The sequence below is a fragment of the Streptomyces sp. NPDC086766 genome (genome assembly GCF_044746005.1).
GTDB lineage: Bacteria > Actinomycetota > Actinomycetes > Streptomycetales > Streptomycetaceae > Streptomyces.
The window spans coordinates 236,153-250,147 of sequence record NZ_JBIVBI010000007.1 but is presented as its reverse complement, the minus strand read 5'-3'; the positions used below and the strand labels follow the sequence as shown (position 1 = coordinate 250,147).

Sequence of the window (13,995 nt, the reverse complement as noted above, 5' to 3'; positions counted from 1 at the left end):
ACGCGGTCCGCCTGCGGGCGGCCGCGCCGTGCCGCCGTCCCCGCCGCCGCCGGGTTCGGGGGTGGCGGGGCGCGTCCCGCGGGCGGGTGCCGGTGTGGGGTCGGCGCCCGCCGCCACGGCGGCTCCTCGGAAGGGGCGGACGTGCGGTCACACCCGCCCCGGTGCCGGGCCCGCGTACGGCCGGAAAGCGACGCGGCGGGCGTCGCGGGGGAGGCCGGCCGCGCGGGCCCGGCGCGTGGACGGGCGCCGGCGAGGTCCCGCCGTCGCGAGCGGGGATCCCGCGGCGTGACGTTCCGTCGATGTGGCCGGCCCACAGGTCCGTTCACGGGTCAGGCAGGCACTCCGGAGCCCCGCTCACAGCTTCAGCGTGAACCACGTGGTCTTGCCCTCGTCGGTCGGCCGCACGCCCCAGCTCTCGGCCAGGGTGCGTACCAGGAGCAGGCCGCGGCCGGACTCCTCGTCCTCGGCGGCGAGGCGGGGCTGGGGCAGGTGCGGGCTGTGGTCGCTCACCTCGACCGTCAGGCCCGTCGTGGTCCGGCACAGGCGCAGGCCGATGGGCCCCTCGGCGTGCTGGACGGCGTTGGTGAGCGTCTCCGAGAGCAGCAGCCGGGCGTCGTCGGCGGTCGCGCCGCAGTCCCAGGAGGCGAGCGCCGCGTCGAGGAAGGCCCGCCCCTTGCGCACGGAGGCCGGGGTGGCGGACAGGTCCGTGGTGACGGCGGCCAGCGGAGCGGCCGGCAGCTGGGCCAGCAGGAGGGTCACGTCGTCGTTGTGGCTCTCGCTGTCCGGCAGCAGCGTGCCGAGGACGTGGTCGGCCGCGGCCTCCAGCTCGGTGGAGCCGGTGAAGAACCTCTCCAGGACGGCGGTGAGTTCGTCGAGCCGACCCTCGATGTCGCTGCCCGGGGTCTCGATCAGGCCGTCGGTGTACAGCACGAGCGTGGCACCGGGGACGATGTCCGTGCAGGACTGCTCGTAGAGGACGTTGCCCACGCCGAGCGGGGCGTTGACCGGCGCGGGCAGCGTGCGGACGCCCTGGTGCGGGCCGACGACCAGGGTCGGAAGATGGCCGGCCGAGCAGACGGTCACGTTGCCGCCGTCCGGGGAGATGACCAGGTAGCAGCACGTGACGAGCTGGTCCGGCACGTCCAGGTCGGCGACCACCGTGTCCAGCGCCTGCATGAGCTGGCGGGGCTGCATCCCGGTCTTGGCCAGCGCGTGCGCGGCCGAGCGCAACTGGCCCATGACGGCGGCCGCTTCGAGGCCGCGGCCCATCACGTCGCCTATGAGGACGCCGACCCGTCCGGCGCCCAGCGGGATCAGGTCGAACCAGTCGCCGCCGACACCCGCGCCCTGGGTGGCGGGCCGGTAGCGGCTGGCGGTGGCCAGGCCGGGCAGCGCGGGCGGCGTCCCCATCAGGCTGCGCTGCAGGGTGAGCGCGATGTGGCGCTGCTGTTCCAGCAGGGCCGTGAGCTCGGCCTCCGCGCGCTTGCGGTCGCTGATGTCGCGGACGATGGCGCACGCGCCGACGACCCGGCCGCGGGCGTCCCGGGTCGGCCACAGGGTGACGTCGACGTCCAGGAGGGCGCCGTTCTTGCGCACCCGCAGGGTCTCGAAGTGCTCCACCTTCTCGCCGTGCCGCAGCCGTTGCAGCAACGCGTTGACCTCGTCCTGCAGTTCGGCCGGTGCGAGCAGCGACACGTGACGGCCGATCGCCTCCTCGGCGCTGTAGCCGTACAGCCGCGCGGCGGCGGCGTTCCAGTAGGTGATGAACCCGTCGAGGGTCTTGGCGAGAATGGCGTCCTGCGACGACTCGACCAGCGCGGCGAGTTCGTTGATGCGGGCCTCGGCCGCCTTGCGGTCGCTGACGTCGCGGACCGCGGCGGACACCAGCAGTCCGTCGGTGGTCTCCATGGGGCTGAGACTGATCTCGACGGGGAACTCGGTGCCGTTCTTGCGCAGCCCGTGCAGTTCCAGGCCGGCTCCCATGGGGCGCACCTGCCGGTTGGCGGCGTATCCGTCGCGGTGGCGGGTGTGCTGGGCGCGGAAGCGGTGGGGGACGAGCATCTCTACGGGGCGGCCGAGCAGTTCCTCGCGGCGGTAGCCGAACAGGGCCTCGGTCTGGGCGTTGACCAGTCTGATGGTGCCGGTGTCGTCGACGATGACCATCGCGTCCGGCGCCGCCTCCAGCAGCCCGCGGAACCTTTTCTCGGCGGCCGACGGTCCGACGTCCGGGAGTTGCGTGCCGCAGCGGCATCCGTCGACGGCCGCGGAGTGCGCCGGCCGTGTCGTCCCGTCAACAAAGGTGCTCAAGTCCGTCCCGCCTGCCTCTTGAGGTGAATTCCGGCCATCTCAACGCACCCCTGGGACGCCCGCACCGACATGTCTCCTACTGTCCGCGCGGTGGCAGTTGCGTTATGCAACCGGGACCGGGCGCGACCGGCCGCGGACCGCTGTGATCAATCGGCGGCCGCGGGGCCGGTGGCGCGGGACGTGGGCGACAGGACGGTGGCGGGGGAGGGGAGCGGGGGCGTGACAGGGGGGGCGTGGCGGGGCGGCTCACTCCTCCTCCGCGAGCACCTCCCGGGCCGTACGGCGCGGTGACGGGGGGCCGTCGGGGCCGTAGCCCAGCCGGAGCACCATCTGCGCGTGGCCGCGCCCACCGCCCGTGCGGGACCACTCCAGCCGCTCGCGCAGGTCGGGCCATTCCAGCGCCTGGTGCAGCAGCGAGGTCCGTACGCCGTGGGCAGTGGCCACCAGCAGGACGCGCTCCAGCGCCTGACCGGCCCGCAGCCAGTCGGTGCGCCGGTCGTGCGCGGTGGACAGCAGGGCGATCAGCGGCCGGGTCTCGTACGGGCGGGCCGCCAGCACGGCCGGATGCCGGTGGGCGCCGAAGTCCCGCATCGGGACCCGGTCGCGGAAGTCCTGCGGCCCCAGGGCCGCCGGCGGCACACCGAGGGCCGCGGCCCGCGGCTCGCGCACCCAGTGGCGGCTCTCGGCCGCCCGGTCCGCGTCGGCGGTGTTGCGGTGCTCCGCCTCCCGGGTGACGCGCAGCACCCGCTCGGTGTCGTCCGGCTCGAGCAGGTCCAGGACCGCCCCCTCCGCCAGGGCGGCCTCCGCCAGCTCGGCGCGCAGGGCCGGGGGGAGCGGCCGGCCGGAGAAGGGGAACCGGCTGCTGTGCCGGCGCCACAGCGCCTCGTACAGGCCCGGCACGGCGGCACTCCGGGCGGAGCCGGCCGGTCGTACGGTGGCGAGCAGGTCCGGCCGGTCGGGGCGCGGCAGCAGCCGGGTGACCGGCTCCCAGCCGAAGTGGGCGACCGCCACCCGCAGGTTGAGGACGGCGCAGCCCACGGACAGGTGCAGCGCCCGCCCGGTCGGGTCGATGTGGCGCAGCCCCCGCTCCGCGGCGGCGCGGATCTCCAGCGTGCCGGTGTCCGGATCGAGCCGGAAGCGCCAGGGCTGGGTGTTGTGGACGGAGGGCGCGGCCACGGCGGCGGCGATCAGCCGCTCCAGGGTGGGCACGTCGAGAATGGCGGTGCTCATCGGGATCTCCTCCCGCCTCGGACCTGCCGTCCGCGCGGCCGGTCGGTGACCGTGCCAGCCTGGCAGCGCCCGGAACCGGCCCACGAGGGGCCGTGCGGCCCCAACCGGCCCCCACGGGTCCCCGACCCCGGCTCCCCCCGGGCCCCGCCCGGCTTGAACTGGTCCCCATGGGCCACACGGGTCCCGGCCGGTCCCCACCGATCTCCACGGGGCCCCGGCCCCGACGGCTCCCCCCGGGCCCCGCCCGGCCCCATCCGGCCCCCACGGGTCCCCGGCCCCACGACTCCCGCCTGGCCTCTGATCCCCACGGTCCCCGCCCGGCCCCAACTGGTCCTTACAGGCCCCCGGGGTCCCGCCCGGCCCTGTCGACGCGGTGCCGGCGGAGACGCCTCACTCCGGCCGGTCCGGCCGGCCCGCGGCCCAGCGGTGGTAGGCGGCGACGGCGGTGGGCAGGGTCGGGAAGATCAGGTCCGTACCGACCGAGTCGGTCAGCCCGTAGGCCGACAGGTCGTCGAGCAGGTCCTGCTTGACCCGGGCCAGGGCGAAGACGATGCCGCGCTCGGCGAGTTCGCGGCGCAGCGCGTCGACCGCGTCGAGGGCGGTGATGTCGACCTCGACGTTGGCCTCGGTGTTGAGCAGGAACCAGCGCACCGGCGTGGACTGCGCGTCGACGGCCGCCAGGGCACGGCGGTGGAAGTCCTCGGCGTTGGCGAAGAACAGCGGCGAGTCGTAGCGGTAGACGAGCAGCCCCGGGACCGCGCGGGCCTCGGGGTAGTCGTCGACGTCGTGCATCCCGGCCAGGCCGGCCACCAGCCCCTCCACCGCGTCGTGCGGACGGGCCACCCGGGTCAGCAGCTCCGCCACCGACAGGCCGACGGCCACGAGCACGCCGTAGAGGATGTCCAGGGCGAGGACGCCGGCCAGGCAGCCGAGGGCCAGCAGCAGCTCCCGGCGCCGGAAGGACGCCAGCCGGCGGAAGCCCGCCAGATCGACCATGCGGGTGGCGGCGTAGACGACCAGCGCGCCGAGCACCGCGGAGGGCGTGCGCGCCAGCAGCGGGCTGAGGAGGAGCAGCACGGCCAGCACCGCCGCCCCGGCGAACAGGGCGTAGGCCTGGGACCGGGCGCCCGACGTGGCGGCCAGGGCGGTGCGGCTGGCACTGCTGCTCACCGGGAACCCGTGCAGCAAGCCGGCGCCCAGGTTGGCCGCGCCCAGGGCGAGGAACTCCCGGTCGGCGTCGAGGCCGGGCCGGTCGTCGCGCCCCGCGAACGCCCGCGCGGTCAGCACGAAGTCGGTGTACGCCACGATGAGCACGCCGAGCGCGGGCAGCACCAGGTGCGCGAGGTCGCCCGGCCGCGGCAGGGCGAGGCCCGGCAGGCCGGACGGAACCTCGCCGATCACCGCGACGCCGTACCGGCCGTCCAGGTCGAAGGCGGCCACGGCCGCCGTGCCGAGGATGACGGCGAGCAGCGGGCCGGGCACGGCACGCACGTACCGCGCCGCCGCGAAGAGGAACGCCAGCGCCGCGGCGGCGAGGAGCACCGTGGGCCCGTGCGCCTGGCCGAGGTGGCGCAGGAAGGACCACAGCCGCGTGAAGAAGCCCGCCCCCGTCACCGGCACCCCGGTCAGCCTGGGCAGCTGGTCCACGGCCATGATCAGCGCCACGCCCGCCAGGTAGCCGATCAGCACCGGCCGCGACAGCAGATCCGCCAGGAAGCCCAGCCGCACCAGCCGCGCCACCACGCACAGCAGTCCGACGGTGGCCGCGAGCCCGGCCGCCAGCGCGGCGTACCGGGCGGGGTCACCGGCGGCGAGCGGGGCGACGACCGTCGCCGTCATCAGCGCGGTCGTCGACTCGGGGCCCACCGACAGCAGACGCGAGGACCCCAGCAGCGCGTACAGCCCAAGGGCGGGCAGGATCGCCCACAGCCCGGCGACCGGCGGCAGTCCCGCCACCCCCGCGTACGCCATCACCTGCGGCACCAGGTACGCGGCCACCGTGACCCCCGCCAGCAGGTCGCCCCGCAGCCAGGAACGCCGGTAGCCCAGCAGGGTGCGGAGGCCCGGCAGTGGACGGCTCCACCACGCCCCGCGCCCGCCCGCGTGCTCCGCCATGCGCCGCCTCCGCCCTCCGGCCCCAGGATCCTCCCGCGCCCGACGGACCGCGAGAGCCGCACCCTGACCCGTCCGCCGCGGTCCGCACACCCCCCCGAACGGGCCCTGCCACAGGGGCTGTTCGGCCCCCACGGCCACCGCCCCGCGGCTCGCCGGGGGGCGGCCGCGGGCCCGCGGCCCGCACGGCCCTGCCGCGCGGCCCGGCGATGGGGTCGGTCGGCCCGGAGGCGGGACCAGCGGCCCCTGCCCGCCGCGACCGCCGCCCACGATGCTCTTGGTGGATCACTCGCTGCCAGGAGGTGCAGACCATGCCGTCCACCGTCACCGTAGGTCTCGACGGCTCCGCCGAGAGCCGGGCCGCCGCCGAATGGGCGGCCCGCGAGGCGAAGCTGCGGGGACTGCCCGTGAAGCTCGTCCACGTCTGGGAACCGGTCCCCGACCCCATGGCGCAGGCGCCGCTGCTCGGCGCGGAGACGCTCCAGCACTGGACCGAGCGGGTGCCCCGCGAGGCCGCCGAGGGCCTGCGGCTGCGGCACCCCGGAGTCGAGGTGCTCACCGAGCAGATGTCCGGCCGCCCCGCCGAGGCGCTGTGCGAGGCGGCCGGCGACGCCGAACTGCTCGTCCTCGGCTCGCGCGGCCTGAGCGGCTTCGGCGGCTTCATGGTCGGCTCCGTCGGCCTGGCCGTCGTGGCGCGCGTCGAGCGTCCCGTGGTCCTGGTCCGCGCCGGGGAGCAGGCGGCGGACGAGCACCGGCCGGACCCCGCCGGGATACCGTCCGCGGCGGCCCCCTTCCGGCCCGTCGTGCTCGGTCTGGACCCCGCGAACACCAGCGAGGCACTGCTCGCCTTCGCCTTCGACGCGGCCGCGCGCCGCGGCACGTCCCTGCGCATCGTGCACGGCTGGAGCCTGCCCCCGTACTACGGCGTCAGCCTGGCCCCCGAGCCCGACCTGCGGACTCTGGAGCGGACCGAGGCCGCCGCCGTGACCGACCTGGTCGCCCCCTGGCGCACGAAGTTCCCGGACGTCGAGGTCACCGAGGAGTCCCACCTCGGCAGCGCCGTGGAGCAGCTGATCGGCGCCTCCCGGGACGCCTCCCTGGTCGTCGTGGGCCGGCGCGTCCGCCGCAGCCCGGTCGGCACCCACATCGGCCACATCACCCACGCCGTCCTGCACCACGCCGTCGCGCCCGTCGCGGTCGTCGCACACCACTGACCCTCCGAGGAGCAGCAGCCATGAAGGCAGCGGTCGTACGGGCCTTCGGTGCCCCCCTGGTCATCGAGGAACGGCCGGACCCCGAGCCCGGACCCGGCCAGGTCCGCATCCGCGTGGAGGCCTCCGGGCTGTGCCACACCGACATCCACGCCGCCCGCGGCGACTGGCCGGTGAAGCCGAACCCGCCCTTCGTGCCCGGCCACGAGGGCGTCGGCCTCGTCGAGAAGCTCGGCGAGGGGGTCGCCCATCTGTCGGTCGGGCAGCGCGTGGCCGTGCCCTGGCTCGGTCGGGCCTGCGGACGCTGCGAGCACTGCCTGGCCGGCTGGGAGACGCTGTGCGAGGAGCAGGTCAACACCGGATACGGCTGCGACGGCGGGTACGCGGAGAAGATGCTGGCCTGGGCCGACTTCGCCCAGCCGGTCCCCGAGGGCGTCCCGGCCCTCGACGCCGCCCCGCTGACCTGCGCCGGCGTCACCACGTACAAGGCCCTGAAGGTCGCGGGCGCCGCGCCGGCCCAGCTCGTGGCGATCTCGGGCGTGGGCGGGCTCGGCCACCTGGCGGTGCAGTACGCGAAGATCGCCGGGGCTCGGGTCGCCGCGATCGACGTCACCGACGACAAGCTGGAACTCGCGGCGGAACTCGGCGCCGACCTCGTCATCGACGCCCGCACCCAGGACGTCGCCCAGGAGCTGAAGCGCCACGGGGGCGCCCACTCCGCGATCGCGCTCGCGGTGGACGAGACGGCCTTCGCGGCGGTCAACTCCGGGTTGCGGCGCGGCGGCAAGCTGGTCATGGTGGCTCTGCCGGCCCACGGCACGATCCGGGTCCCGATCTTCGACACCGTCCTCAACGGCACCTCGGTGATCGGGTCCATCGTCGGCACCCGGCAGGACCTCGCCGAGGTCTTCCAGCTGCACGCCGCGGGCCGCACCAGGGTCATCCACGAGACCCGTCCGCTCACCGCCGTCAACGAGGCCGTCGACGAGGTGCTGCGCGGCGAGGTCAAGGCCCGGATCGTCTTCGACCTCGGCTTGGGAGGCTGAGCACGATGGAACTTCCGCTGGTCGTCGGTGTCGACGGCTCCGAGCCGAGTCTGCGGGCCGTCGACTGGGCGGCCGACGAGGCCGCCCTGCGCGGTGTCGCGCTGCGCCTGGTCTACGCCTCCCTCTGGGAGCGGTACGAGGGCGCCGCGCTGGCCCGGGACCTCGGCAAGCCGTCCGAGGAGGTACGCGCCCAGGACATCGTCGAGGCCGCGGCCCGGCGCGCCCGCGGCCGCCGGCCCGAGCTGGCGGTCACCACCGAGTCGCTGCCCGAGGAACCGGAGTACGCGCTGGTGAAGGAGGGCCACAACGCCGCCGCCCTCGTCCTCGGCACCCGGGGCCGCAGCGGCGTCGCCGACCTGCTGCTCGGCTCGGTCAGCCTGTTCGTGGCCGCCCACGCGGACTGCCCGGTGATCGTGCTGCGCGGCAACAACGACAACCAGGCCAGGGCGGGGGTGCACGGCCGGATCGTCGTCGGTGTCGGCGACGCGCCCTCGGCGGCGGTGCGCTTCGCCGTGCAGGAGGCCGAGCGGCGCGGGGTCCCGCTGGAGGCCGTACGGGCCTGGCGCTGCCCCGCACACGAGACCGTCGACCACCCGCTGATCGCCGGGGAACCGGAGCGGGTGTACGAGGAGCGGGCCGCCGAGGCGCTGGAGGGAGCGCTGCGGGAGGTCCCGCCGCAGGCGAAGGTGCAGCGCCGCACCGTGGAGGGGCCGGCCCGCAAGGTGCTGCTGGCCGCCTCCCACGAGGCCGACCTGCTGGTCGTCGGCACCCGGCGCCGCCCCGGCCACCTCGGGTTCCAGCTCGGGCGGGTCGCCCACACCGTGCTGCACCACTCGGCCTGCCCGGTCGCCGTGGTACCCGAACGGGCCTGAGCGGGGCCACGGATCACAGGCGCGCCGCGTGATCGGGGACGTAGGTCTGCAGATCGCGCGGCGGGCGCTCGTACCCGGTCCGCCGCGGCCGCCCCGGCAGCTCCAGGACCGGCGGCGCCACCTCCTGGTAGGGGACGGAGTCCAGCAGATGGGCGATCATGTTCAGCCGGGCGCGGCGCTTGTCGTCGCTCTCGACGACGTACCACGGCGCCTCGGGGATGTCGGTGTGCACCAGCATCTCGTCCTTCGCCCGCGAGTACGCCTCCCAGCGGGTGATGGACTCCAGGTCCATCGGGGACAGCTTCCAGCGCCGCAGCGGGTCCTCCAGACGGCGCCGGAAGCGCTCCTGCTGCACGGCGTCGCTCACCGAGAACCAGTACTTGCGCAGCAGGATGCCGTCCTCCACCAGCATCCGCTCGAAGATCGGGCACTGGTGCAGGAAGCGCCGGTGCTCCTCCTTGGTGCAGAAGCCCATCACGTGCTCGACACCGGCGCGGTTGTACCAGGACCGGTCGAACAGCACGATCTCCCCGGCGGCCGGCAACTGCTCGACGTACCGCTGGAAGTACCACTGGGTGCGCTCGCGCTCCGTCGGCTTGGGCAGCGCCACGATCCGGGCGATGCGCGGGTTGAGGTTCTCGGTCACCCGCTTGATGGTGCCGCCCTTCCCGGCCGCGTCCCGCCCCTCGAAGACGACGACCAGCCGGACGCCGTCCGCCCGCACCCACTCCTGCAGCTTCGCCAACTCGATCTGCAGGCGCAGCAGTTCCTTCTCGTACTTCTTGCGCGGCAGCTCCGCCGCGTTGCTCTCGGCCATGCCGCCTCCACCCGGCGCCCCGTCGCAGCGGACGGAGCCACCCCTGCCCAAGGTCGCACACCAGGACGCCACCGTACTTTCCGGCGGCCCGCCGCGCACCCGCGTCGCGGCGACCGGCCCGGCCCCGGGGCCGACCGGCCCCCGGATCGCCCCCGGTCAGCCCATGGGTCACGGGCCCCGGCCGCTGGATGCTCGTATCGACGGAGGTGTCCCGTCCGGCGGCGGTCCCGCCGGACGGAGGGCTTCCGGCCCCGCCGGCGGCTCCGCCGAGGAGGGAACGGACATGAAGCAGAACAAGGTCGGGTCCGTGATGACCGACGAGGTCGTGCGGGCCGAGTACGCCACTCCGTTCAAGGAGGTCGCGCGGCTGCTCGCCGATCACCGGATCAGCGGACTGCCGGTGGTGGACGAGGACGACCGGGTCCTCGGCGTCATCTCCGAAGCGGACCTGATGATGCGGCAGGCCGGGGCCGCCACCGGACCGCGCCGGCACCTCCGGATCGGCGCGCTGACGGGCGCGGGCCGGCGGCGGGCGGCGAAGTCCGGGGCCCGCACGGCCGGCCGGCTGATGACCGAGCCGCCCGTCACCGTGCACGCCGACGACAGCATCGCCGAGGCCGCCCGGACCATGGCCCAGCGGCACGTCGAGCGCCTGCCGGTGCTCGACGAGGAGGACCGGCTGGTCGGCATCGTCACCCGCCGGGACCTGCTGCAGGTCTTCCTGCGGCCCGACGCGGAGATCCGCGCCGAGGTCGTGGACGAGGTGCTGGTGCGGGCCCTGTGGCTGGCGCCGCTCAGCGTCGCGGTCTCGGTGGCGGAGGGCGTCGTCACACTGATGGGCCACCTGGAGCGCCGGAGCGAGGCCGAGATCGCCGTGTCGATGACCCGGCAGATCGACGGCGTGGTCGACGTCATCGACAAACTGACCTACCGATTCGACGACTCGCGGATCCAGCCCGAGGACCAGGCCCTGCACGGCGTGGCCGACGACTGGCTGCGCGGCAGGTGAGCGCCGGCGGACCCGGCAGGGGCACGGCACGGACGGTGGAAGGAGGGCGAGCGTGATGCCGGACAGGGTGCTGGTCGCCTACGGGACGAAGAACGGGTCGACGGCGCAGATCGCCGAAGCGGTCGCCGAGGTCCTGCGCAAGGACGGGCTCGACGCCGAGGCGCTGCCCGCCGGGTCGGTGACCGCGGTGGAGCCGTACGACGCCGTGGTGGTCGGCGGCGGGCTGTACGCCGGACGCTGGCACAAGGACGCCCGCCGCTTCGTGCGGCGCCACCGGCGGTCCCTGGCGGGCCGGCCGCTGTGGTTCTTCAGCAGCGGGCCGCTCGACGCCTCGGCGTCGGAGCGGGACATCCCGCCCGTGCCGGGCGTGCGCCGCGCGATGACGGAGCTGGACGTCATCGGGCACGCGACGTTCGGGGGCCGGCTGGAGGAGGGGGCGAAGGGCCGTATGGCACGGATGATCGTCCGCTCCGGCAGGGGCGGCGACTTCCGCGACTTCACCGCCGTCCAGGCCTGGGCGGACCGGGTCGGACAGGAGCTGACGGCGGCCGGGCGGCGCTAGTGCTGTGACCGGAAAGGGGGCACCGCCAGCCCGCGGCAAGCCGCGGGCTGGCGGTGCCCTGGCGGGTGGGTGCCCTGGCGGGTGGACGGGCCGTCCACCCGCCAGGGCGTTTTCCGTGCACGGTCCGCACGTGGGCGACGGGACCGTCAGGAACGGCTCCCGGAGGCCGTGGTCAGCCAGGTCAGGGCCCGGCTGATGTCGGCGAGCGAGACGATGCCGACGAGACGGTCCTCCTCCAGCACGAGCGCCCGGCGGTCCCGGCTCGACTCCAGGCGCTGCAACAGGTCGAGGACCGGCTCGTCCGGGCCCGCCGTCGGGACCTCGGACAGCGGGCGCATCAGCTGCGCGATCGTCGTCGTGGCACGCTCCGGCGCGGGCGCCTGGTTGATCAGGTGCACGGTGATCAGCCCCACCACCGTGCCGTCCTCGGCCAGCACCGGGAAGGTGGAATGACGGTAGGCGCCGAAGGGGCCCGCCGACAGGAACTGCTCCACGGTCGCCGCCGCGGGCACGCTCACCGGGTCGGCCGTCATGACCCGGCGGACCGGGACGTCGTCCAGCATCGTGTGCAGCTCGGCCTGGCGGGCCTCCGCCGTCGCGGTGGCGATCAGGAACCAGCCGATCAGCGCGGCCCACAGCCCGGACAGACTGCTCGCGAACAGCACCGCGGCGAACCCGGTGACCACCATGAACCAGCCCAGCGCGCGCCCCGCCGCCGTGGCCCCGCGGGTCGCGCGCAGCCGGTCTCCCGTGCGGTGCCACAGGAACGCCCGCAGCAGCCGTCCGCCGTCCAGCGGGGCGGCCGGCAGCGCGTTGAAGACGGCCAGCAGGATGTTGATCGCGGCGAGCCAGGCGACCGCCTCCACCACCAGGCCCGACACACGCAGCGCCTGAAGCCACACCGCCAGGCCCGCGAACACCCCGCCGGCGACCACGCTGGTCAGCGGGCCGACGCCGGCGATGCGCAGCTCGGCTCCGGGAGTCGGGGCCTCGGTGCGCAGCCGGGCGGCGCCGCCGAGCATCCACAGTGTGATGCCGTCGACCTGGACCCCGTTGTGGCGGGCGACGACCGCGTGCGCGAGTTCGTGCGCCAGCAGCGACGCCATGAACACCACGGAGGTCAGCAGGGCGAGCGCCCAGTACGCCAGGGGGGAGTGGCCGGGGTGCGCGTAGGGGAAGCGGCCGCGCGCCAGCATCAGGGCCACCAGGACGACGATGACCAGCACGCTCCAGTGCAGTCCCACGCGGACACCGGCGATCCGCCCCAAGGACAGTGTCTCGTTCACCGCACCTCTCACTCCCGGACTGGTGTCCTGTTCTCTGCCGCCTCGCTCCCGTCAGACGGGCTTCAGCGGCGGGGCCTGCGCGTACGGCCGTACGAGATGGGCGGTGAACCAGTCCCGGGCCAGCTCCGCCACCGCATCCAGGGCCCCGGGCTCGGTGAAGTGGTGCGTGGCGTCCGGGACGACGGCGACGCGGTGGTCGCAGTGCATCCAGTCGGCCGCGAGCCGGTTCAGGCTGAGCACCCGGGTGTCGAGACCGCCGACGACGAACAGGGTCGGCGCGCGCACCCGGGCCAGGGCCGCCGGACTGGCCAGGTCGGGCCTGCCGCCGCGGGAGACCACGGCGCGGATGTCGTCGTCCGAAGCGGCCGCCTCCAGGGCCGCGCCGGCGCCCGTGCTCACCCCGAGGTAGCTCACGGGCAGGGCGGTCTCGCGCCGGAGCCAGCGGGCCGCGGCGTCCAGGCGGCGGGCCAGCAGAAGGATGTCGAAGACGTTGTGCCGGTTGCGCGCCTCGTCCTCGGTGAGCAGGTCGAGCAGCAGCGTGCCCAGGCCCGCCCGCTGGAGGGCGTCGGCGACGCACTGGTCTCCCGGGCTGTGCCTGCTGCTGCCGCTGCCTTGCGCGAAGGTCACCACCGCGCGGGCGTAGGTGGGCAGCGTGAGCCGTGCCGCGAGCCGCGCCCGGCCGGCCGGCACCTCCACCTCCCGGCCGGGAGAGGGCCGGTCCGGGGCGGCCGGCATCCGGGGGGCCGGAGCGGACCGGCCGGCCTCGCTCAGCAGCGCGGCCACCTCATCGTCCGTGACCCGGGGGAAGTCCCGGTACCAGGCGCCGAGCGAACCGACGTGGCGCAGCGCCTGCAGGCAGACGATCTGGTCCGCCACTGTGCGCAGATGCGGCAGCGCCCGCTCGGGGGCGACCGGGACGGCCAGCACGACCCGGACGGCGCCGCGGGCCCGGGCCACCCGGCAGGCGGCCTCGACGGCGGCCCCCGTCGCCAGCCCGTCGTCCACGACCACCGCGGTGCTCTCCTCCAGGGAGGCCGGGGCGAAACGGGCGCGGCAGCGGACGGCACGGCGCTGCAGCTCGGCCCGTTCGGCCTGCTCCACGGTCTCCTGCTCGGCCCGGCTCAGTCCGCTCTCCCGGAGCACGTCCGCGTCCAGGGCGCGCACCCCGTGCTCGCCGATCGCCCCGAACCCCAGCTCCGGCTGCCACGGCACCCGCAGCTTGCGCACCACGACGATGTCCAGCGGCACGCCGAGACACCGGGCGACCTCGAACGCGACCGGGACCCCGCCCCGGGGCACCCCGAGCACCACCGCCCTGGTGCCGCGCAAGTACTCCAGGCACCGGGCCAGGCGACGCCCGGCGTCCGCGCGGTTCTCGAAACGCATGCGCCACCTCCTCGTGGTGCTCCGGCGGCGCGGGGTGGCGGGCCACCTCATGCCATTGCAGCGCGCCGGCAGCGGCCGGGGCAGGGGCGACCGACCCTGGAAAGGGGCCGTTCGGCCTGTGCTGCGCGGAGGGAGGCGAGGGCGCGGAGGGCGGCGA

The 13,995-nt window shown here is 75.4% G+C and carries 11 protein-coding genes; 5 read left to right on the top strand and 6 right to left on the bottom strand.

The window, feature by feature from the left end:
- Window positions 1-354: 354 nt before the first annotated feature.
- From ACIPM1_RS16365 to ACIPM1_RS16355, 3 genes are all read right to left on the bottom strand, one after another.
- Window positions 355-2,307, bottom strand: coding sequence for a PAS domain S-box protein (locus tag ACIPM1_RS16365; RefSeq protein WP_402434587.1), 1,953 nt, complete (start codon window positions 2,305-2,307; stop codon window positions 355-357).
- 246 nt (window positions 2,308-2,553) lie between these two features.
- Window positions 2,554-3,537 (bottom strand): Acg family FMN-binding oxidoreductase, encoded by a 984-nt coding sequence (locus ACIPM1_RS16360; RefSeq protein ID WP_402434584.1) that lies wholly within the window; start codon window positions 3,535-3,537, stop codon window positions 2,554-2,556.
- A 390-nt stretch (window positions 3,538-3,927) separates the two neighbouring features.
- Window positions 3,928-5,652, bottom strand: coding sequence for a SulP family inorganic anion transporter (locus ACIPM1_RS16355; RefSeq protein ID WP_402434581.1), 1,725 nt, complete (start codon window positions 5,650-5,652; stop codon window positions 3,928-3,930).
- A 308-nt stretch (window positions 5,653-5,960) separates the two neighbouring features.
- Between ACIPM1_RS16355 and ACIPM1_RS16350 the strand changes: the two genes are divergently transcribed.
- Genes ACIPM1_RS16350 through ACIPM1_RS16340 form a run of 3 tightly spaced genes read left to right on the top strand, consistent with a single transcriptional unit; the run spans window position 5,961 to window position 8,778 of the window.
- Entirely contained in the window at window positions 5,961-6,863 is a 903-nt protein-coding gene (locus tag ACIPM1_RS16350) for a universal stress protein (RefSeq protein ID WP_356188754.1), read from the top strand.
- A 20-nt stretch (window positions 6,864-6,883) separates the two neighbouring features.
- Window positions 6,884-7,906 carry a zinc-dependent alcohol dehydrogenase gene (locus tag ACIPM1_RS16345; protein ID WP_402434578.1) on the top strand — a complete coding sequence of 341 codons (1,023 nt, stop codon included), beginning with the start codon at window positions 6,884-6,886 and terminating at the stop codon, window positions 7,904-7,906.
- Window positions 7,907-7,911: 5 nt separating this feature from the next.
- Entirely contained in the window at window positions 7,912-8,778 is an 867-nt protein-coding gene (locus tag ACIPM1_RS16340; protein WP_402434576.1) for a universal stress protein, read from the top strand.
- A gap of 13 nt (window positions 8,779-8,791) precedes the next feature.
- On the opposite strand, the gene ppk2 is transcribed toward ACIPM1_RS16340, so the two are convergent.
- Window positions 8,792-9,595: a polyphosphate kinase 2 gene (ppk2, locus tag ACIPM1_RS16335; protein ID WP_402434574.1), complete on the bottom strand. Its 804-nt coding sequence runs from the start codon at window positions 9,593-9,595 to the stop codon at window positions 8,792-8,794.
- Window positions 9,596-9,878: 283 nt separating this feature from the next.
- On the opposite strand from ppk2, the gene ACIPM1_RS16330 reads away from it, so the two are divergent.
- Together ACIPM1_RS16330 and ACIPM1_RS16325 are read left to right on the top strand one after the other, a co-directional pair.
- A complete protein-coding gene (locus tag ACIPM1_RS16330; RefSeq protein ID WP_402434571.1) occupies window positions 9,879-10,604 on the top strand; it encodes a CBS domain-containing protein in 726 nt (241 codons plus the stop codon).
- A 55-nt stretch (window positions 10,605-10,659) separates the two neighbouring features.
- Window positions 10,660-11,166: a flavodoxin domain-containing protein gene (locus ACIPM1_RS16325; protein ID WP_402434568.1), complete on the top strand. Its 507-nt coding sequence runs from the start codon at window positions 10,660-10,662 to the stop codon at window positions 11,164-11,166.
- A gap of 146 nt (window positions 11,167-11,312) precedes the next feature.
- Here the strand turns inward: ACIPM1_RS16325 and ACIPM1_RS16320 are convergent, their stop codons facing one another.
- On the bottom strand, window positions 11,313-12,452 hold the full coding sequence (locus ACIPM1_RS16320) for a site-2 protease family protein (protein ID WP_402434565.1): 1,140 nt from the start codon (window positions 12,450-12,452) through the stop codon (window positions 11,313-11,315).
- Between the two features lie 51 nt (window positions 12,453-12,503).
- A complete protein-coding gene (locus ACIPM1_RS16315) occupies window positions 12,504-13,838 on the bottom strand; it encodes a phosphoribosyltransferase family protein (protein ID WP_402434562.1) in 1,335 nt (444 codons plus the stop codon).
- Window positions 13,839-13,995 lie beyond the last annotated feature (157 nt).

What these genes read in the sequence shown, in the direction of transcription:
- ACIPM1_RS16360 (WP_402434584.1), bottom strand. Translation starts at nt 3,537, where the DNA reads ATGAGCACCGCCATTCTCGACGTGCCCACCCTGGAGCGGCTGATCGCC.
- ACIPM1_RS16355 (WP_402434581.1), bottom strand. Translation starts at nt 5,652, where the DNA reads ATGGCGGAGCACGCGGGCGGGCGCGGGGCGTGGTGGAGCCGTCCACTG.
- ACIPM1_RS16350 (WP_356188754.1), top strand. Translation starts at nt 5,961, where the DNA reads ATGCCGTCCACCGTCACCGTAGGTCTCGACGGCTCCGCCGAGAGCCGG.
- ACIPM1_RS16345 (WP_402434578.1), top strand. Translation starts at nt 6,884, where the DNA reads ATGAAGGCAGCGGTCGTACGGGCCTTCGGTGCCCCCCTGGTCATCGAG.
- ACIPM1_RS16340 (WP_402434576.1), top strand. Translation starts at nt 7,912, where the DNA reads ATGGAACTTCCGCTGGTCGTCGGTGTCGACGGCTCCGAGCCGAGTCTG.
- ppk2 (WP_402434574.1), bottom strand. Translation starts at nt 9,595, where the DNA reads ATGGCCGAGAGCAACGCGGCGGAGCTGCCGCGCAAGAAGTACGAGAAG.
- ACIPM1_RS16330 (WP_402434571.1), top strand. Translation starts at nt 9,879, where the DNA reads ATGAAGCAGAACAAGGTCGGGTCCGTGATGACCGACGAGGTCGTGCGG.
- ACIPM1_RS16325 (WP_402434568.1), top strand. Translation starts at nt 10,660, where the DNA reads ATGCCGGACAGGGTGCTGGTCGCCTACGGGACGAAGAACGGGTCGACG.
- ACIPM1_RS16315 (WP_402434562.1), bottom strand. Translation starts at nt 13,838, where the DNA reads ATGCGTTTCGAGAACCGCGCGGACGCCGGGCGTCGCCTGGCCCGGTGC.